We start from the raw sequence: 21,013 nt of genomic DNA, 5'->3' as shown, positions 1-21,013 counted from the left end.
CGGCAAGTACCTTGCGCTTCCTTAGTGGTTGGTCGATGTGTACCCCCACAGTGGACTTTCACCACCTAGATAGTTGCCATGCCTGGCACACAAAGGAAAGGCATCATCCAATTGAATGATGCCAAAACCAACTATATAATTAATCGTTTATCCTAATAATTCTTTCAGCTTTTGTACGAGTTCCACTGTTTCCAATTCAAGTACTTCACCCGTTTTACGTATCTTCACTTCGACGATACCATCGGAAGCTTTTTTACCGACCGTAACGCGGACAGGAAGGCCAATCAAGTCAGAATCGGCAAATTTGACGCCGGCACGTTCATGACGGTCGTCCATCAATACATCCATGCCTTGTTTTTTAAGTTCACCATATAGTTTTTCAGCAAGTTCAGCTTGAGATTCATCTTTCATGTTTACAGGAATCAAATGAACCTGATATGGAGCCAAATTCACAGGCCATACTAGACCTTTTTCATCATTGAATTGCTCAGCTACGGCGGCAAGTGTACGGGAAACACCAATACCGTAACAACCCATGATCATCGGTTGTGAACGGCCATTTTCATCTAGGAACGTCGCGTTCATCGACTCGGAATATTTTGTTCCAAGCTTGAATACGTGCCCCACTTCAATCCCTTTAGCAAATTTGATTTGTCCATTTCCATCCGGAGAAGGATCACCCTCTTGAATAAAACGAAGGTCGATATAGTTTGCTACGTTAAAATCACGATCCGGATTCACATTCACGTAATGATGGTCTTCCTCATTCGCACCACAGATTCCATTAACCATTGATTCAATAGCCACATCAGCGATAACTTCCACGTCGGAAGCAATATTGATTGGTCCAAGAGAACCTACTGCACAACCCAATACCTCTTTCGTTTCGTTAGGGTCAACTAATTCTACGATTTCAGCATCATAGAAGTTTTTCACTTTAATGTCATTCACTTCATGATCACCACGTACTAATACAAGTACATATTTTTCATCCACTTTAAACAACAAGGATTTAATCAATTTAGAAGCATCCTGTTTCAAGAATTTCGCAACATCATCAATTGATTTCTGTCCTGGAGTATGAACTTTTTCAAGAGTTCCTTGCTCTTCGGAACTCTTTTCATATTTGACAGCTACAGGCGCCATTTCAATATTTGCCGCATATTCTGATGTATCCGAATAGGCAATTGTATCTTCTCCTATTTCAGAAAGCACCATGAATTCGTGTGTATCTTTACCACCCATCGCCCCTGAGTCTGCAATGACAGCTCGGAAATCAAGACCACAACGGCTAAATACATTTGAATAGGCCGCATATAGGTTTTCATATACTGCATCAAGACTTTCTTGATTAGCATGGAATGAATACGCATCCTTCATGATGAATTCGCGTCCGCGCAACAAACCGAAACGGGGTCTTTGTTCATCCCGGAATTTCGTTTGAATTTGGTATACTGTCAACGGTAAACGCTTGTAAGATTTCACTTCATCACGAACCAAGCTAGTCACGACTTCTTCATGTGTTGCACCAAGGGCAAATTCACGGTTGTTACGGTCCTTCAATCGCATGAGTTCAGGTCCATAGGTATACCAACGTCCTGATTCCTGCCAGAATTCGGCCTGCTGAAGGGCCGGCATCAATAATTCGACGGCACCTGCGTTATCCATTTCTTCCCGAACAATCGCTTCGACCTTCTGAAGTACTTTTTTACCAAGCGGCATGAAGCTGTATACTCCGCTGGAATTTTGTCTCATGAACCCTGCACGCAATAAAAGCTGATGGCTTTTAATTTCGGCATCTGCAGGAACTTCCCTCAATGTAGGGATTAACGTCATACTTTGTTTCATATCTACACCTCTTCAATATTTCCTTTAAACTTCCATACGAAAATTTACGGTTATCTAATACAAAATTACAGTCGTTTTAATTTAGTTAAGTTGTTGGTTTCATATGCTCATTTTCGATTATACTTACGAATTACCGATAAAACAAACTATTTTGCCCAAACTCTTTAAAAAGATAGGAACGGAAGCCAAACAGCCAACAGATGTTTCTGCTGGCTGTTTGGCTTCATTCGTACACATCAGGCTTATAGGAAGAATCGCTGGATGTCATTCCATGTTACAACAATCATTAACAACATCAGCAACGCGAACCCGATAAAATGGACCATTCCTTCTTTTTGACGATCAATTGGTTTTCCTCTTAAGAACTCGACCACGAAGAATAACAATCGTCCTCCATCTAAAGCAGGTAATGGAAGAAGGTTCATGATCCCTAAGTTGATGCTGAGCAATCCAGCCCATTTCATCAACGTGAACAATCCTTGTTTCGCCACTTCTTCAGTGGATTTATAAATACCTACAGGACCAGATAAACTATCAATTGTAAATCCACCCGTTACAAGGTCACCCAAAATAATGAAAATCTGTTTCGTCCAAAAATACGTTTCTGTCGCCCCATATTGAATCGCTTTTAGTGGAGCTTTTTCAACCGGTGGGTATACGCCGATAATTCCGATTTTCTTACCTTCCCTCTCCACTTCCTGAGGGGTAACTGGAACTTCTAGCGTTTTCCCATCTCTATACACAACGAATTCGATTTCTTTTCCAGGGCTTTCTTGAATGCTTGCCTGCACATCTTCCCAAGTTGTTACTTCCGTACCTTCTATCGATTGAATGGCGTCCCCGGATTTTAATCCCGAAGTAACGGCCGCACCATCTTTAGTTAGTTCACCCAGTTTTGCTTCGTCGACAACGACCCCTTGAAACAAACCTATCAACGTAAAAATAACGAAAGCAAGAACAAAGTTCATCGCTGGACCAGCCAGGATTGTCAAAAAGCGGTGTCCAAGAGATTTTGAAGCAAATTGACGATCATAAGGGGCAATTTGGTTCTCGACTCCATTTTCAACGATTACAGCTTCTTTATCGATGGTAAACGTTTTTAATGTCTCTTCTTCTCCCTCTTCATAACCCGTAAGTATCAGTTTATGGTCTAAATCTATCACTTCCACTTCAACAAGCCGAATATCCGGGTATTTATCTTTGTTGTTCAAGATAATCTTAGTGACCTTTTCTTCTTCATCAAACATCAATCCAACGCGATAACCAGGTTTCAATTCAATATTTTCTGCATCTTCCCCAGCCATTCGAACGTACCCACCTAAAGGGAGAAGGCGTATCGTATAGACCGTTTCCTTCTTTTTATAAGTGAATACTTTTGGTCCGAATCCGATTGCAAATTCGCGGCACAAAATTCCGGCACGCTTCGCGAATACTAAGTGTCCAAGCTCATGGAAAAATACAAGAGCACCAAAAATGATAATGAACGCTATAAGCGTTTCTAAAGTCTGCATGTTCTGGTCACCTATCTTTCACTAAAGATTCTATAAACTTCCTTGTCATTGTATCGACTTCCTGGATCGTTTCTAAATCAGGATTCGCAATGACAGAATGTTTGTTAAGGGCTCTTTCTATCAAGTTCTCGATTTCAAGGAAAGAAACTTTTCCCGACAAAAATGCAGCTACCGCCGCTTCATTGGCAGCATTTAACACGGTAGTCATCGTGCCGCCCATTTTACCTGCTTTATAAGCGAATTGCAAACAGGGATATCTAGTGAAATCCATTTCACTGAAGTGGAGTTTTCCTGCTTCCGCCAGATTCAGACGCTTGCGCCCGACAAGAGGTAGACGATCTGGATATGTAAGGGCGTATTGGATGGGCACTCGCATATCCGGGGTACCCAATTGTGCCATCACACTGGAATCGTGAAACTCCACCATTGAGTGGATGATGCTCTCCCTGTGCAACACTACATCAATCTTTTCATATGGAAGATCAAATAGCCAGTGGGCCTCAATCACTTCTAACCCCTTATTCATCATGGAAGCCGAATCGATGGTGATTTTTGCTCCCATCGACCAGTTTGGATGGTTCAATGCCTCTTCCACCGTGACACCTTGTAACTCTTCACGTGTTCGGTCTCTGAAGCTTCCACCTGAGGCAGTTATGACCAGACGTTCGATATTCTTTTCTTTTTCACCCTGCAACGCTTGAAATATCGCAGAATGCTCACTATCGACTGGGAGTAGGCTCACACCTGCCTTTTTCGCTTCATCAATGACCAGATGGCCAGCGGTTACCAATGTCTCTTTATTGGCAATCGCAATATCCTTTCCGGCTTTAATCGCTTGCAAGGTCGGATAAAGTCCCACGCTACCGATGACGGCATTCACTAAAATTGTCGCTTGATTATATACCGCTACAGCCGTTATCCCCTCATCGCCATACATGAACTCTAAATCTTTCCGGTTAGAGAATTCACTTTTCAATACTTCATAATCTTCCTTTGTCTGTACGGAAACTAGCTCTGGTTCAAACTCTTTAATATACTTGCTGACCAAATCTATATTCTTTCCGCCCGAAAGTGCCACTATCTTGAATTGATCGGGGTGGGCCCTGACTACATCCGCAGTTTGTTTCCCAATCGAACCTGTTGCACCCAGAAGGCTGATATACTTCAAATCCGTTCATCTCCTAATTCTGAATAACCTTGCCTATATTTTATTATAAAACATGCAATAAATGTAAAATCGGTAAAATAAAGATTAAACTATCCAGCCTGTCTAAAATTCCGCCATGACCAGGAAGAATCTTCCCTGAATCCTTTACGTCATAATGACGTTTATAAGCAGATTGAACAAGGTCGCCCAATTGCCCGAATATAGCTATGATTAAAGAAATCAATAGTAATCGTCCTAATGAATAATCCAAGGAAGAGAATGCGTAGAAAAGCACACCCACGATCAATGCGGAAAATACCCCTCCAAAAAACCCTTCGATTGTTTTATTAGGACTGATTTCAGGCCATAGCTTTCTCTTACCAAATGCTTTTCCAATGAAGTACGCCCCTGAATCGGTTGCCCAGATTGTAAATAAAGTAAGAAGGATATAGACCAGGCCTAGAGATGCATTGTCACGTGTTTCAAATAGGTAATAAAAACCGATTCCTAAATACAGAATCGTAATGACTAAAAAGCCTGCGTCATCAAAGTTGAACTTATTTTTTGAAAGAACCGTATAAAGTAACAGCACTAAAACACCGATTAAGAAAATCTGTACTTTATCATAATTATTTTCAGTTAAAAACGTGCTATATTCATTCGGCAATAATAGTATCCACAGCAATATATGTGAAAGAATCGCCTCAAAGGAGAACACACGCATCTTTTTCATTTTCATTAATTCATACAAACCGATGGAAGCTAACAAATATACCATCAGTAAAAAGGGAACCTTCCCTACCATTACAATCGGGATGAAGATAGCGGCAGCAATGATTGCCGTAATAATTCTCTGTTTCATTATTCCAATTTCCTCGCCTTCTACATTAAACGCCACCGAACCTGCGTGAACGTTTTTGATACTCTTCGACAGCCTCTAGTAAGTGCTCACCACTAAAGTCCGGCCATAACACATCCGTAAACCATAGCTCTGTATATGCTGACTGCCAAAGCATGAAATTGCTCAACCTTTTTTCACCGCTAGTGCGAATCAATAAATCTGGGTCCGGCAAATGTTTGGTCATTAAGTAGCTACATACCATTTCCTCGGAAACATCTTCCTTGATTATACCATTTTTCAAATCGTGAATGATGCTATTAACCGCTGTGACTATTTCCCCCCGGCTTCCATAATTAAGGGCAAAATTCAAAATCATTCCGTTATTATTTTTGGTATCCTCCATTGCTTGTTTCACTGCTTTTTGAGTATGGGATGGAATTAGTGATAAATCACCCATCATCTCCACTCTTACATTTTCAGCTATAAGCTCTGGCAAAAATGTACCTAGAAACTCCTGTGGCAGCTTCATTAAAAAATCGACTTCACTTTTCGGGCGCTTCCAGTTTTCTGTGGAGAACGCATAAACCGTCAATGTTTTTATTCCTAGCTGATTGGATATCTTCGTAATTTTACGAACTGTTTTCATTCCTTCATGATGGCCCGCTACACGTGGCAAGGCACGCTTCTTAGCCCACCGGCCGTTTCCATCCATAATAATGGCAATATGTTGAGGAACATTAGACTTTTTAATATGCTGGATCCTACTTGCTACATCGGAAGAAGCATCTTTTTTAACGAAACGCTTCCATAGTGAATACATATGTTAGTCCCCCATTAGGTTGTACTTATCTCTCTACAAAGGCAATATTTTCGTGCACTATGTATATTATGGATTCTACAAAAGAACAGAATCTATATTATAATATCAAAAAAAAACTTGTTCTCATATTATTATTATGAAAATATTATCTTCATTAGAAGTTGGAAAGAAATTATTATGGCATGCCTTTCAGGAATTACACAACGAAAGGACAAAAAAGGACCTCCTCCAACGTTTTCAAGCTCTTACTAACTCAGGCGTTAATCATAATCGGAGAACCCTTATTATAACAGTTTTCTCTTTTTAACACACCTATATGTTAGAACAAGACATGACCACAATGGATTCGGCCCTTTTTTATAAATCCTTCAGAAGTGGTTAGACTTCCAAAATTTCTTTTTCTTTATCTTTTGTGATATCATCGATTTTCGAGATGTTACCATCCGTCATCTTTTGAATATCATCTGCATAACCGCGCAGATCATCTTCAGTGATGTCACCATTTTTCTCAAGCTTTTTCAGTTCATCGTTAGCATCACGACGTACATTACGGACCGCAATTTTCGCTTCTTCCGCTTCTTTCTTAACGACCTTCACAAGGTCTTTTCTACGTTCTTCCGTTAATGCAGGAATGGCAATTCTGATTATAGAACCATCATTAGAAGGATTCAGTCCTAAATCCGATTTCAAAATTGCTTTTTCAATTTCACCCAATATCGTTTTATCATAAGGTTGGATGACTAAAAGTCTTGCTTCAGGTACTGAGATACCCGCCATTTGATTAATCGGTGTTTGAGAACCATAGTAATCAATAGATATTCTATCAAGTAATGAGGCGTTTGCCCTTCCGGCACGGATGCTGGCTAATTCACGTGTGTAAGCTCCAATGGCTTTTTCCATTTTCGTTTTCGCATTCGAAATAACTTGTTTCGGCATCTTTATTTCCCCCTTACAATAGTTCCAAGCGTTTCGCCTAATACGGCACGCTTGATATTACCTTTTTCCATAATAGAGAAGACAATCAATGGTATATCATTGTCCATGCATAGCGACGACGCAGTCGAATCCATGACTTCTAATCCGTCTTTAATTACATCAAGATACGAAAGCTCATCATATTTCACGGCATTTTTATCTTTAACCGGATCAGCATTGTAAACGCCATCCACATTATTCTTCGCCATCAAGATGACATCAGCTTCAATTTCCGCTGCACGTAATGCCGCAGTAGTATCCGTTGAAAAATATGGATTACCTGTTCCGGCTGCAAAAATCACGACTCTTTTCTTCTCTAGGTGTCGAATAGCACGTCGTCTAATATATGGTTCTGCGACTTGTCTCATCTCGATGGATGTTTGTACGCGTGTTTCAATCCCAAGTTGATCCAGGCTATCTTGTAATGCCAATGAGTTCATGACTGTAGCCAGCATGCCCATATAGTCAGCATTTGCACGATCCATGCCCATTTCACTACCGATTTTCCCACGCCAAATGTTGCCACCGCCGACCACTACAGCTACTTCTACATCCAGTTCAGCTACTTCTTTAACTTGCTCAGCAATTGACTTAATTACGGCTGGGTTAATTCCAAAACCATCTTCACCAGCCAAAGCTTCACCACTGAGTTTTAATACGACACGTTTATATTTAGCCATGAGAACCTCCAACTATGTAATCTTTTTGTTCGTCCATCATGCTCATTCTTGCTTATAAACCAAAAATTCATGACATTTCAAAAAATAGGGAACACTATAGTGTTCCCTATTTAATCATTTTCTTACAATCAATTAGTCTTTTTTAACTTGGTTCATTACTTCTTCAGCAAAGTTTTCTTGACGTTTTTCAAGACCTTCTCCTACTTCGTAACGTACGAATGAAAGAATTTTTCCGCCAAGAGATTCAACGAATTGACCTACTTTTTGATCTGGGTTTTTAACGAAAGCTTGTTCGTTCACACAGATTTCCTCGTAGTATTTGTTGATGCGTCCTTCAACCATTTTAGCAACAATTTTCTCGGGTTTCCCTTCGTTAAGGGCTTGTTGAGTAAGGATTTCACGTTCGTGCTCTAATTCAGATGAATCTACTTGATCACGAGAGATGTATTTTGGATTAATAGCTGCGATGTGCATAGAAACACCTTTAGCTGCTTCAGCATCAGTTGTACCTTCAAGAACAGTAAGTACGCTGATACGTCCACCCATGTGAAGGTAAGCGCCAAATGCATCACTGTCAGTTTTTGAAACAACTTGGAAACGACGAAGAGTTAATTTTTCACCGATTTTTGCTACTGCTGCATTGATATGATCAGCAACTTTTGCACCGTTTTCCATTGTTTGCTCAAGAGCAACTTCAACGCTCTCCGGTTTGTTAGCCAATAAGAATGCAGCCAGTTCTTTAACAAGAGCTTGGAAACCTTCATTTTTAGCAACGAAGTCAGTTTCAGAGTTCACTTCAAGAATTACTGCTTGGTTTCCGTCTACAACGATAGAAGTTAAACCTTCAGCAGCGATACGGTCGCCTTTATTAGCAGCTTTCGCAATTCCTTTTTCACGAAGGAAGTCAATTGCTTTATCCATATCTCCATCAGTTTGTACAAGAGCTTTTTTGCAATCCATCATTCCAGCGCCAGTTTTTTCACGCAATTCTTTAACTAATTGTGCAGTGATTGCCATAATATAAATCCTCCTCAAATTAAATGCGGTTTATTCATTCTTACCCATTTTGCTAGATAATACTTGTTTTTAACAATAAAAACAACAATAGTAGCAGTTTTTTTACAAAAAAATCATTCATCAATCAAGGTTTTGACAAGTCAGCTTGATTATCTCGCGATTCAAATCAAACGTGCATTGAAAAGCACGTGATTTATGTATGCTTATTAGTGCAAAAAAAAGGGATAAAAGGCATTATCCTCTTATCACCTTTTTTTCTCACTTAGTTAAGCAACTCTGTGTCCACTATTAAGCAGTAGTTGTTTCAGTTGCTGTTTCTTCGCCTTGTTTAGCTTCTAAGATAGCATCTGCCATTTTACCTGTTAATAATTTAACAGCACGGATTGCATCGTCATTCGCAGGAATAACTACGTCGATTTCATCCGGATCACAGTTTGTATCAACGATACCAACAAGTGGAATGTTTAATTTGTGTGCTTCCGCAACAGCAATACGCTCTTTGCGAGGGTCGATAACGAAGATCGCATCTGGAAGAGTCTTCATATCTTTAATTCCGCCTAAGAATTTCTCTAAGCGATCCCATTCTTTTTTAAGTTGGATAACTTCTTTTTTAGGAAGCACTTCGAAAGTTCCGTTAGCGTCCATTTTTTCGATATCTTTAAGACGTTTAATACGTTTTTGGATTGTTTCAAAGTTTGTTAAAGTTCCACCTAACCAGCGTTGGTTTACATAGTACATACCAGAACGGATAGCTTCTTCTTTAACTGATTCTTGAGCTTGTTTTTTAGTACCAACGAAAAGAACAGTTCCACCGTTAGCAGCTAGTTCTTTAACGAAGTTATAAGCTTCTTCAACCTTTTTAACTGTTTTTTGAAGGTCGATGATGTAGATGCCGTTACGCTCAGTGAAGATATATTTCTTCATTTTAGGGTTCCAGCGACGTGTTTGGTGTCCGAAATGCACACCAGCTTCAAGCAATTGTTTCATAGAAATGACTGACATTTTAGTTCCTCCTAAATGGTTTTGTTTTTCCTCCGCTCCGATCATTTCCCTACAGAAACTGTATAAACAGCACCATCTGCTAGAATCACGGGCGTGTGTATTAACACCATTTCATAATATAACATACCCTTGGGATACAATCAAGCAATATTCATCTATTCTTTTGGAACTTTATTAAAAGCTCGATTTCCGTTTGGCCTCTATTCAATTTTTTTGCAATTTCTTCAATTGAAAGGCCTTGTTCCGCTAGATAGTTGACTTGTTCATTTAATGATAATTCCTCTAAAGAAGCATGCAACATGGCTGCAAAATCTTTTTCAACAACCAGGGATTTTTCTTTGGGTAAATTGGAAGCTTCCGCTGAAAGCTCAAGCTTGTCTTTCACTCCCTCAGCAGGTTTATACTCTCCATCTTTTTCAATCTGGTTCTTATAGGCATTCGCAGCCTGCATTTTCGTCCCGTTAAGCCTTGCTTCTTTTAAGATCGGCATCGATTCCTCTGATGGTATTGCCTCTTTCACTACAGATGGGCCTTTCATTAACGCTTGCTCTTCAATCTTATCCGTACTTGTTTTCGTGCCAACTTGTGTAACTGCCTCAATCAACGCTTCGTTATCTTCCTTCATTTCCATTAAATAACCTGTAAGTAGCTCTTCCATCTCCATAATGGTTGCTTTTTGTTCCTTTTCGAGCTTACTTAACCGATTTTGTCTAAGATATAAAACAATAACGGCGAAAATCGTGAATATGTTTAGACTAAAAAGGAGAAACATAAAAAATGCTGACATGGTGCCTCCTCTTAACCGGAATAGTCGATACTCCTTCCTTTATAGGGATGGGAATCTCTATTCACTGTTGTTTTTTTCTTACTATCTTTCTTCCTCTGCTGTTTGAGGAACGGACCTTTGTCCGCACTTCCTTCTTTTTCATAAAAATGAGCGGGAAGCTTTTGTTCTTCAGCCATGACAGTAGTCTGTTTTCGTTCGTCTTCCTTTCGGCCTTGATGGGCGGCATGATCCTGTTGGATTAGATTCTTTTGAAGGAGCTGTTCTTGGATCTTTCCAGCATCTTGGGTTCTAGGAAGAGCCATTTGCATTTCAATCGCTTTTAAACTCAACAGCCACCCCACCCTCCACATATCCTTCAACAGCCACTAATCATCTGTATAGCGTTACTGCTTGCCTATTTCTCCTGAGGATTCCAAATGTTCGGAATGGTCTGCGCACAAATGATTAGTCCTGCTAAAAGTTCCAGTAAAAAAAAGCATGTATGATAGAAGCAGAGAAAGTCAGCCTAGTTTTTTTTATCCTGCATAGCATTTCTAAGTTTAAATATCGCCCTTGAATGAATCTGCGATATTCTTGATGTGGAAAGACTCATCACTTGTCCGATTTCCGTCAGCGTAAGTTCTTCTTTATAAAAAAGTTGTAATACCAACTGTTCTTTCTCATTTAGTGTTTCTATGACTTTCGCTAACTCTGCGTACAATTCTTGTTTTAGGACATTTTCTTCAGGTAAATCTGCTTTTTCATCTTTTATATGAAAACTCGTTCCCTCTTTGTCATCCTGCTCTTGTGGATTTTCATCCATAGATAAAACATTTGCGAAGAAGTGCTCGTTCAGTGCAACATATACTTCATCTTCCGGAATATTTAATTCAGATGCAATTTCCTTAGGGGTAAGGTTCCGCATATATTTCTGTTCCAATTTTTCAATAGCTGAATCGATTTTTTTTGCTTTATCCCTCGCACTACGGGGCAACCAATCCTCTTTCCTTAAACCATCCAAAATGGCACCGCGAATCCGAAATGAAGCATATGTGTCGAATTTCAGATCACGATTTGGATCAAAGCGTTCCAAGGCATCAAATAAGCCCATCATCCCTAAGCTCCTAATGTCATCACGACTGACATTCCTAGGAAGGCTGACTGATATACGTTGGACATGGTATGACACAAGTGGCACATATTTTTTCACCAATATGTCCCCTGCTTGCGGGTCCCTGCAGTCGACCCAATTTTTCCAGCATAACTGTTCTTCTTCGATAGTCAGTTGAGACATGGGACTTCCTCCTAACATTGTTTACGTTTTATAGTCAAAACGATCCTTGAAGGCTCTAGGTGCAACAATATTTGATTGCAGTGTTCCCGTCACTTTTCAGCTACGCCATTCCCTATATTCTATTAAATATTTCTTGTTCCTTTATTTACTGTCCGGATATTAAGCATGCACTCCGTCAAATTGAATTCTATCGTTCTTCCACTGTTCCCGCCAACGTCTTCCGAAACGACTTGTATACGTAAGTCTTCCAATTCCTTCCGCACCGCTTCCACATTTCGGGGCCCTATTCTCATTAAATCCCCGCCAGATGCAAATTGAAACATTTGAGCACCACCAGCCATCTTGGCTTTTAGAAAATTGGGCCTTGCTCCTTGTTTCACCAAGCGTTCAACCAGTTCCTTCACTGCTGTATCCGCAAACTTGGCCATATTGATTTGTCCGGATTTAGCTAGTGAAGAGTCGGGCAGCATGACATGCGCCAAACCTGCAATCTCTTTTTTCTCGTCATAAATGACGACCCCTACACATGAACCAAGTCCTGAAGTACGAATGGAAAAGGGTGGTTTCACAATATTCATGTCTGCTATTCCCACTTTAACAACTTGGATTTGCAATAGTTCAGCCATTTATTGTCACTCCTAAAGCTGCAAAGATAGTATCAAAGGAATCGGGATCAGGCAGGAAAAAGAAATGGCCTGTGATAGATTCAAATCTTTCACCCTGTGCAAGGACAGTATCGATTACAATGGCTGAATCGCTTACTTGAGATAACTCCAGTAACCCATAACTGATTGTCGCTCCTACCATATCGATGTTCAATGATGGTACGGAAGGATATAAATTCAATCGGGTAAAGTCTGACAAAGAAGAAAGATAGGATCCCGATAAGATATTCCCTAATTCCTGAAGGCAAGAAAGCGACAATTCAGAATGGGGCGATGCATCTATGGAAAAGGTTTCATCCCCTATCATCTGTCGAATGAAGTACTCAGCCACAGGTAAGGAAAGGATAAAAATCATACTTCCGGTGGCATCTCCTTCAATTCGCAAGAAGACACTCGCTACAACATGCTCTGGTCCCCCTGCCAATTCCATCATTTCATCAAAGGAAACTACCCGGACATCAGGAACATTCATATCTATTTTTCTATTAAGGATGGCAGAGAGAGCAGTAGCCGCGTGTCCAGCCCCAATATTTCCTATTTCTTTTAAAATATCAAGATGGATGGGGTTGATTTTATCAATAAAAGACATCAATTTATCCTTCTTTTCTCACGATTTCATTTACTTCGAGATTTAGGGCCTTCTCCAAATTAATTAATACAAGCAAACGTTTTTCAATTTTAGCGACACCGCTAATATATTCTGAAGCTAAGTGTCCGACTACTTCCGGTTGGGGCTCGATGCTCTCCACTGGAATATCAAGCACATCATTGGCGGAGTCAACAATTAAGCCCACCTCCATGTCATCAAGGACGACAATGATGATTCTTGTGGAATCATTGTATTCAACCTCTTCAAAACCAAAACGGGTCCGTAAATCAATAATAGGTGTAATCACACCCCTTAAATTGATCACTCCTTTAACAAATGGAACGGCCTTAGGCACTCTTGTTATATGCAAAAGCTTTTCAATCCCACTTACTTTTTCCACCGGAATGGCATATTCTTTGTCTTTGATTTGGAACACAATTACTTTTATATCTTGAACAGGACTTGTTGTCGACATTCAATTACCCTCCTCTTTTTACCTCTCAACCTCATTGCTGCTCCACAATCAGAACTTACCCAGATGGTAGAATAATTTCCATGAAGCAACCATAATGGTAGGAAGGAATGTAGTAATTATCTATATTTCAAACTGGTCAGTGAATCAATGCATTGCAATCAACAATTAAGGCTACTTGGCCATCACCCAAAATGGTCGCTCCAGAAATGGCAAAAGCAGTAGATAAATAATTACCTAGTGACTTTAATACGATTTCAAGTTGTCCAATGAAGGAATCAACTACAAGTCCGGCCATTTTATCGCCTTTCCTGACTATGACGATTGACAGAAACTCTTCTTCTTCACTTTGTACAGGTACTTCAAAAATATCTTTCAAGAACAGAAGTGGCAGCACTTTCCCCCTAAAGTCGATCACTTGTTGATTATGGGCATTCATGATATCTTCTTTTTTTATAATGGCCGTTTCTATAATAGAAGAAAGAGGGATTGCATATTTTTCTTGTTGAATTTCAACTAGCATGACGGAAATGATAGATAGCGTCAACGGAAGCTGAATGAGGAATATGGATCCTTCATTTTCCTTGGAATCGATCGTTACCGACCCACCCAATGATTCAATCGTGTTCTTCACCACATCCAACCCTACACCACGACCAGATACATCCGAGATGGTATCCGCTGTTGAGAAGCCTGAAGCGAAAATCAATTCGTAAATTTGCTTATCCGTTAATGTTACAGCCGTTTCCTTTGTTAGAATTCCATTGGAAAGGGCTTTGTTTAAGACCCGTTCTTTATTAATACCGGCTCCATCATCTTCGATCTCAATAAACACATGGTTGCCACTGTGATAGGCCTTTAAAAGAATCTTTCCTTCTTCTTTTTTCCCCTTCGCCCGACGTACTTCAGGTGTCTCGACTCCATGATCCATCGCATTTCTTAATAAATGGACAAGGGGATCACCGATTTCATCAATAACCGTACGGTCCAATTCCGTTTCAGCACCGATAATTTCTAAATCCACCTTCTTATTCAAGTCCCTGGCTAGTTGGCGTACCATTTTAGGGAAACGATTGAATACTGTTTCCACAGGAACCATGCGCATGTTCAACACAATCGTCTGCAAATCACTTGTTACACGAGACATTCTTTCCACTGTTTCATGCAGTTCCTGGTTATCCAACTCACTCGATATTTGATCGAGTCTGCCTCTATCGATAACAAGTTCTTCAAATAAGTTCATTAAAATATCAAGCCGCTCGATATTTACCCGGATGGTCTTACTTGGGGCATGCTTGACCGGTTTTTTTTCTTCTTTAATTTCAGTTGAAGGTGGAGTATCCGTACCTTCCTTTGGCTTTTTATCGGCGGCCTTTTTTTCTTCTTTAACATTTGCGGCATGACGGAGTTCATCAAGGTTAAGGGCTGTTATTTCAACGACATCCACTTCTGAAACCTTCATGATTTTTTTCTTGGTCTCTTCAATCGATTCATTTGTTACCAATGTAACGGTAAACCGCTGGTCAAACTGTTCTTCCTCCAAAAGTTCAGCTGGTGGATTCGATTTTATTACCTCACCTGACTTTTCAAGAACCTCAAACACCATAAAAACTCTAGCGGCTTTCAAAAGACAATCATCACGCAAGCTGATTGAAATTTCGTAGCTTTTGAATCCTTGTTCCTTGGATTGTTGTAGCACGGTCATCTCAAATTCATCATATTCACCCATCGTCGATTCTTCTGTTTTTTCAATGGTAGAGGAAGCAGCGGCAGTTTCACTGACTGCAGGATTGTCCAATGATTCACCTTTTTCGATTCGTTGCAGTTTTTGTACCACGTTCGTCACATCACGTTTTCCATCTCCACCTTCAGCAATCGACATGACAATGGCTTCTAGGTCATCCACCGCTAAAAATATTACGTCAAACAATTCAGGTGTAAGGATGATTTTACTATTTCGTATCGCATCCAAAACGTTTTCCATCTTATGAGTCAAATTCGCTAAATCCTCATATCCCATCGTCGCCGACATTCCTTTTAAAGTATGGGCGGAGCGAAAAATCTCATTAACTATCGAAAGATCATTCGGGTTTTTCTCGAGTACCAACAGCTGTTCACTACACGTTTGAAGATGCTCTTTACTTTCTTCAATAAATACTTCTAAATACTGATTCATATCCATACGATCTCCACCTCCATATGTTAGCAATAGCCGATAATTGCTTTAGCTATTTTATCTACATCCTCTATACTATCTATTAAATTGGTAGCGATTGCCGCTTTCGGCATACCAAAAACAATGGATGTCTCCTGTGACTCAGCTATTGCCTTCAGGGGACCATTCGCTTTCAATTTAGCGAGTCCACTTGAACCATCCATACCCATTCCGGTCATGACAACTGCTATTTTTGCTACATCCGAAATTAGACTCACTGATTCAAACAGCACATCCACCGATGGCCGGTGTCCATTTCTGAGCTCGGATTGGTCCAATTCTACCGCAAGGCTCAGCCCGACTTTTTTAACTTTGAAATGATATCCTCCAGGAGCGATATATGCTACCCCTTTTTGAATCAATTCCCCATCTTCCGCTTCCTTTACATGAATCCTGCATAATGAATTGAGCCTGTCTGCTAAAGACTTCGTAAAGCTGGGTGGCATATGCTGGACAATCAGGATAGGGGCATCAAGATTTCCAGGGAGACCTGTCAATACCGTCTGCAAAGCTCTTGGTCCCCCTGTCGATGTACCAATAACTACAATCTTTTTATTCCCATAGAACCAGTTATTTATGTTTTTATCTACATTAATATTTTCTTTTGATTCTATTTTACTATATTTTTTCCATTCTGAAGGACTTCTTTCAACATTTCTAGCATTTTTTTGTAGTTTGTGAACATTTGCAAAGCTGGCTGCCATAACTTTCTCACACAGCTCTTCCTTGATTTTATGCATATCCAACGAAATAGCGCCTGAAGGTTTAGCTATAAAATCAACTGCACCGTTATGCATGGCAATACATGTATTTTCCGTCCCTTTCTTCGTCGTGCTTGATAGCATGACCACCGCAGTCGGCCATTCTTCCATAATTCGATTCAATGCTTCCAATCCGTCCATAACCGGCATTTCCACATCCAAGGTGACAACATCAGGTTTTAATGATTTTATTTTCATTAATGCATCTTTACCATTTCTAGCCGTCCCAATGATTTCAATCCTGTGATCCTCTGCTAAAAGTTCTGAAATCAGCTTCCTCATGAATGCGGAATCGTCCACTATCAGCACTTTAACTTTGTCCATATCAGGAAACCTACTTTCCAAGAAAATATCGCTTCATATTTTGTAGGAAATTGCTTTTTTGTATAATCTTTTCTTCGCCGAATGAATGATTTACATATCTAGATGTAATCTCGGATAGTGACTTAGAAACATCAGCTTCCGGATAAGAAAGGATAAAAGGAATTTGCCTTGAAACCGCTTTGGATACCGATCGATCATCTGGTAGATAACCAAGTGTAACCATCTCAGTGCCCAAGAATTTCCGTAGAGCATTTTGAAGCCTATCTACCGTTTCTTTGCCTTCCTTATTTGTGAACACTCTATTGCATACGAGAAAAAATGGAATCTCATTATTTACAGAACGAATGTATTTCATCGTGGAATAGGCATCCATGATGGAAGTCGGTTCTGGGGTTGTGATGATAATTAATTCATCGACACATAAAAGGAATTTCACCGAGTCCTGTGTGATACCAGCCCCCATATCGAAAAATATATAATCATAGGTCTCAATCAGCAAACCGAATTCTTCATTAAAACGTGCAAATTTATCTTCATCTAGAGAAAAGAGATTAGTGAGCCCAGTGCCACCTGAAATGATAGAAAGTCGTTCCGGGCCTGGGGTCATGATATCTTTCAAGCTTAGGCCATTTTCAAAAAAATCAACAATGCTGTAAGGAGAATGCTGCCCGATCAAAATATCTATATTCCCCATTCCGATATCCATATCAAACAACAAGACTCTCTTTCCACGTTTCGATAAGGAGATTGCAAAGTTCAAAGAAAAGTTGGATTTACCAACCCCACCCTTCCCACTCAATATGGCAAGTGTCTTGGCCATTGAATTTCTTTTTTGCATTTCGAGTCTCCTTCTCAGGTTTTCAGCTTGATCTTTCATAATCTTTAGCTCCAAAAACCATCTTCATTAAATTGGACGGTGTCGCTTTTTCAATATCATCCGGAACATTTTGTCCATTTGTAATATAAGCGGCTCCCAATTTATGAGCGTGTATAAAATTAAAGATAGAACCAAAAGTAGATGTTTCGTCCGCTTTCGTAAAAATGACCTGCTTAATGGGAATGGTAGTAAATTGCCGATAAATATCGTCCATATCCCTTTGCTTCGAGGTCAACGACAGTACCAAATACGTTTCCATTTCGTCCGTGAAGTGGATGATCTCCCCGAGGTCTTTAACATACTGTGGATTGCGGAAGTTCCTCCCAGCAGTATCTATAAACACATAATCATAATGAGAAAAGCGTTCTGTCGCCCGTTTGAAGTCTTCCAGGTTGTAAGCCACCTCGATTGGAACGTTTAAAATCTTTGCATATGTCTTCAATTGATCGATGGCAGCAATCCTATACGTGTCAGTTGTAATGAAGGCCACTTTCTTCCCATGCTTCAGCATGGTCTCTGCTGCTACTTTGGCTAAGGTTGTTGTCTTACCTACGCCTGTAGGTCCAACAATATTAATATATTTCTTTTGCAAACCTGGTTGGCCGTTTGGCACCTGCTCTACTAGTTTACGCAAAGACGCTTCTAACCAGCTTCTAATCTCTTCCTCAGTTGATTCCTCTTTAGAGGAAAACCATTTATCAAGCAACTCAGTCATGATTTGCGAGCGGATTACAGCATCCACTTCCTGGTCGATGAGATACTCATAAACCTGTTGTAATTTCTCCGGGTAATGAGTATTTGATGGGATTTGTATATTTCTTATCATCCCTTTAAGTCCTTCAATTTCTTTTAAGAGTTCATCATCTGCCCCGTTGGCTGGTTTTGATAACGTCGGTTCACAGATTTCTGCGACAGGGTTCTCAAGTATTGATTTTGCAGGTAACTTCTTTTCTTTTTGTTTAGTTACTGGTTGAGTAGGCTGTGAAACGGGATCGATGGCTGCCATGACTTCAATATTCCTTTTCTTGAACAATCCTAGAAAACCACCGGTATATACAGCTTTCGAACTTAAGATAACCGCTTCACTGCCTAATTCTTCTCGTATCTGCTTCATGGCCTCAGACATGGAAGGCGCCATATATTTCTTTATCCTCAATCAATATTCACCACCCCAACACTTTGGACTTCTATATTCGATTCAAGTTCATTGTAAGAAAGAATCGGTACATTAGGAAAATAACGTTCTGTCAATTGCCGAGCGTACATCCGAACAGCCGGGGAGCAAAGCAGGATCGGTTGATGATCCATTAACGTCAGCTCTTCCAATTTAGCAGCGATTGCCTCCAGTATCGATTGTGATACGGTAGGATCGAGCGACAAAAAGTTACCATGTTCAGTTTGTTGTACCGCATCTGCAATCGCCTTCTCCACTTTCCCAGATAGAGTAATGACTTTTATCCGATTTTCCCCTGAAATAAAGGAATTCGTAATTTGTCTCGCTAAATTCTGGCGTACGTATTCAGTGAGCAAATCGGTATCTGTAGATAACTTACCGTAATCAGCAAGTGTTTCAAAAATGATTGGTAAGTTCCTTATCGAAATTTTTTCTTTCAATAGTTTTGCCAATACCTTTTGGACATCCCCTATCGACAATGGATTCGGGGTGACCTCTTCGACAAGGATTGGCGACGTTTCCCTAAGATGATCAATTAATTGTTTCGTCTCCTGCCTGCCCAAAAGTTCATGAGCATTAGCTTTGATGACTTCCGTTAAATGCGTGGAAACCACACTCGGAGGATCGACCACGGTATAGCCCATCATCTCAGCATGTTCTTTCATGTCTTCCGTAATCCATTTTGCCGGTAGCCCGAATGACGGTTCAACCGTATCGATTCCTTCTATTGTATCGTCTTCTATGCCTGGACTCATGGCTAAATAGTGGTTCAGAAGCAATTCTCCATGAGCAATTTCATTACCCTTGATTTTCAAACGATACTCATTGGGATTCAACTGGATATTATCCCGAATCCTGACGACCGGGATGATTAGCCCCATTTCAATCGCCAGCTGCCTCCGGATCATGACCACCCGATCGAGAAGGTCTCCTCCCTGATTCGTATCGGCCAGAGGGATAAGTCCGTAGCCAAATTCAAATTCAATAGGGTCGACACTCAAAAGGTTCACGACGCTCTCAGGGCTTTTCATTTCGTCCGTTTCCAATACTTCTTCCATTTCCTGAATCTCATTTTCATCAGGCTGTGGAGTTTTGGAAATGACATACCCTCCCACGACCAATAAAGCTGCAATCGGCATCGTGAATACATCCGAAATCGGGGTGAATAATCCCAATAGGAAAATCGTAGCTGCGGTCAAATACAGCATTTTAGGAAATTGGAATAACTGCTCAACGATGTCCGCCCCTAAATTACCGTTCGAGGCAGCACGTGTCACGACAATCCCAGTTGCAGTTGAAATCAGTAACGCCGGAACTTGACTGACAATCCCATCACCCACAGATAACATGGAGAAATGGATGGCTGACTCACCAAAGCTCATGTCCAGTTGCATGACACCGATAATCATCCCAAAAATCAAGTTGATGATGACGATGATGATTCCGGCGATGGCATCACCTTTTACAAACTTGCTCGCTCCGTCCATGGATCCATAAAAATCGGCCTCGTTGCTGATCTTTTCACGTCTTGTACGTGCTTCACCTTCCGAAATCATCCCAGCATTCAAATCAGCATCAATTGCCATCTGTTTTCCAGGCATGGCATCCAGCGTAAACCTTGCCGCTACTTCTGATACCCTTTCGGAACCTTTCGTGATGACAATGAAGTTGATGATGACCAAGATTATAAATACCACTAACCCTACAAGCACATTCCCTCCGACCACAAAAGAGCCAAAGGTTTCAACTACACCGCCAGCATCGCCATATGTCAGAATGGCACGCGTTGTGGACACATTCAATCCGAGCCTGAATAATGTTAATAATAAGAGCAGTGACGGAAAGATAGAAAACTCAAGTGGCTCTTTCATATTCATCGTAGTCAATAGAACTAACAGCGCAAGAGATATATTCAAAAGAAGTAAAATACTTAACAACCAAGTTGGTAACGGAATGACCAGCATGGCGACAATCATGATGACACTTGATATGACAACTAAATCTCTTGCTCGCATGTCCTTCTCTCCTAACTAAC

Annotated in this window: 20 protein-coding genes; all 20 read right to left on the bottom strand. The window is 40.4% G+C overall.

Translation table 11 applies throughout. The features are described from left to right. Positions 1-147 precede the first annotated feature (147 nt). The gene (locus ACIQXN_RS14925; RefSeq protein ID WP_402967985.1) at positions 148-1,848 is read right to left on the bottom strand and encodes a proline--tRNA ligase; all 1,701 of its coding nucleotides are present in this window, start codon (positions 1,846-1,848) and stop codon (positions 148-150) included. 242 nt (positions 1,849-2,090) lie between these two features. Continuing rightward, positions 2,091-3,359 carry an RIP metalloprotease RseP gene (gene rseP, locus ACIQXN_RS14920; protein WP_402967982.1) on the bottom strand — a complete coding sequence of 423 codons (1,269 nt, stop codon included), beginning with the start codon at positions 3,357-3,359 and terminating at the stop codon, positions 2,091-2,093. 7 nt (positions 3,360-3,366) lie between these two features. Then, complete coding sequence (dxr, locus tag ACIQXN_RS14915; protein WP_402967979.1) at positions 3,367-4,527, bottom strand: 1-deoxy-D-xylulose-5-phosphate reductoisomerase; 1,161 nt, start codon at positions 4,525-4,527, stop codon at positions 3,367-3,369. A 43-nt stretch (positions 4,528-4,570) separates the two neighbouring features. Beyond that, positions 4,571-5,368, bottom strand: coding sequence for a phosphatidate cytidylyltransferase (locus ACIQXN_RS14910; RefSeq protein WP_402967977.1), 798 nt, complete (start codon positions 5,366-5,368; stop codon positions 4,571-4,573). Between the two features lie 25 nt (positions 5,369-5,393). Beyond that, positions 5,394-6,167, bottom strand: a complete 774-nt coding sequence (locus tag ACIQXN_RS14905; RefSeq protein WP_402967974.1) for an undecaprenyl pyrophosphate synthase — start codon at positions 6,165-6,167, stop codon at positions 5,394-5,396. Positions 6,168-6,545: 378 nt separating this feature from the next. Further along, a complete protein-coding gene (gene frr / locus ACIQXN_RS14900) occupies positions 6,546-7,103 on the bottom strand; it encodes a ribosome recycling factor (protein WP_402967971.1) in 558 nt (185 codons plus the stop codon). Positions 7,104-7,105: 2 nt separating this feature from the next. Beyond that, positions 7,106-7,822, bottom strand: a complete 717-nt coding sequence (pyrH, locus tag ACIQXN_RS14895; RefSeq protein WP_402967968.1) for a UMP kinase — start codon at positions 7,820-7,822, stop codon at positions 7,106-7,108. Positions 7,823-7,954: 132 nt separating this feature from the next. Continuing rightward, a complete protein-coding gene (gene tsf / locus ACIQXN_RS14890) occupies positions 7,955-8,839 on the bottom strand; it encodes a translation elongation factor Ts (RefSeq protein ID WP_402967965.1) in 885 nt (294 codons plus the stop codon). Positions 8,840-9,127: 288 nt separating this feature from the next. Continuing rightward, the gene (rpsB, locus tag ACIQXN_RS14885; protein ID WP_402967962.1) at positions 9,128-9,841 is read right to left on the bottom strand and encodes a 30S ribosomal protein S2; all 714 of its coding nucleotides are present in this window, start codon (positions 9,839-9,841) and stop codon (positions 9,128-9,130) included. Positions 9,842-9,992: 151 nt separating this feature from the next. Continuing rightward, positions 9,993-10,628, bottom strand: a complete 636-nt coding sequence (locus ACIQXN_RS14880; RefSeq protein WP_402967958.1) for a DUF6115 domain-containing protein — start codon at positions 10,626-10,628, stop codon at positions 9,993-9,995. Between the two features lie 11 nt (positions 10,629-10,639). Beyond that, positions 10,640-10,957: a hypothetical protein gene (locus ACIQXN_RS14875; RefSeq protein WP_402967955.1), complete on the bottom strand. Its 318-nt coding sequence runs from the start codon at positions 10,955-10,957 to the stop codon at positions 10,640-10,642. Positions 10,958-11,133: 176 nt separating this feature from the next. Further along, entirely contained in the window at positions 11,134-11,901 is a 768-nt protein-coding gene (locus ACIQXN_RS14870; protein ID WP_402967952.1) for a FliA/WhiG family RNA polymerase sigma factor, read from the bottom strand. A gap of 122 nt (positions 11,902-12,023) precedes the next feature. Then, the gene (locus ACIQXN_RS14865) at positions 12,024-12,527 is read right to left on the bottom strand and encodes a chemotaxis protein CheD (RefSeq protein WP_402967949.1); all 504 of its coding nucleotides are present in this window, start codon (positions 12,525-12,527) and stop codon (positions 12,024-12,026) included. After that, on the bottom strand, positions 12,520-13,155 hold the full coding sequence (locus ACIQXN_RS14860) for a chemotaxis protein CheC (protein ID WP_402967947.1): 636 nt from the start codon (positions 13,153-13,155) through the stop codon (positions 12,520-12,522). The genes ACIQXN_RS14865 and ACIQXN_RS14860 overlap by 8 nt, the downstream gene beginning before the upstream one ends. A 4-nt stretch (positions 13,156-13,159) precedes the next feature. Continuing rightward, the gene (locus ACIQXN_RS14855; RefSeq protein ID WP_402967944.1) at positions 13,160-13,630 is read right to left on the bottom strand and encodes a chemotaxis protein CheW; all 471 of its coding nucleotides are present in this window, start codon (positions 13,628-13,630) and stop codon (positions 13,160-13,162) included. Between the two features lie 136 nt (positions 13,631-13,766). Continuing rightward, positions 13,767-15,809, bottom strand: coding sequence for a chemotaxis protein CheW (locus ACIQXN_RS14850; RefSeq protein ID WP_402967941.1), 2,043 nt, complete (start codon positions 15,807-15,809; stop codon positions 13,767-13,769). A gap of 20 nt (positions 15,810-15,829) precedes the next feature. Continuing rightward, the gene (locus ACIQXN_RS14845; RefSeq protein ID WP_402967938.1) at positions 15,830-16,927 is read right to left on the bottom strand and encodes a protein-glutamate methylesterase/protein-glutamine glutaminase; all 1,098 of its coding nucleotides are present in this window, start codon (positions 16,925-16,927) and stop codon (positions 15,830-15,832) included. Positions 16,928-16,937: 10 nt separating this feature from the next. Beyond that, positions 16,938-17,765, bottom strand: coding sequence for a MinD/ParA family protein (locus tag ACIQXN_RS14840; protein ID WP_402967934.1), 828 nt, complete (start codon positions 17,763-17,765; stop codon positions 16,938-16,940). 22 nt (positions 17,766-17,787) lie between these two features. Further along, positions 17,788-18,960 carry a flagellar biosynthesis GTPase FlhF gene (gene flhF, locus ACIQXN_RS14835; protein ID WP_402967932.1) on the bottom strand — a complete coding sequence of 391 codons (1,173 nt, stop codon included), beginning with the start codon at positions 18,958-18,960 and terminating at the stop codon, positions 17,788-17,790. Then, positions 18,957-20,993 (bottom strand): flagellar biosynthesis protein FlhA, encoded by a 2,037-nt coding sequence (gene flhA / locus ACIQXN_RS14830; protein ID WP_402967929.1) that lies wholly within the window; start codon positions 20,991-20,993, stop codon positions 18,957-18,959. Before flhA ends, flhF begins: the two co-directional genes overlap by 4 nt. Positions 20,994-21,013 lie beyond the last annotated feature (20 nt).

Origin of the sequence: Peribacillus sp. NPDC097295, from assembly GCF_044761665.1 — a bacterium.
GTDB lineage: Bacteria > Bacillota > Bacilli > Bacillales > DSM-1321 > Peribacillus.
This window is presented reverse-complemented; position numbering and strand designations above follow the sequence as displayed.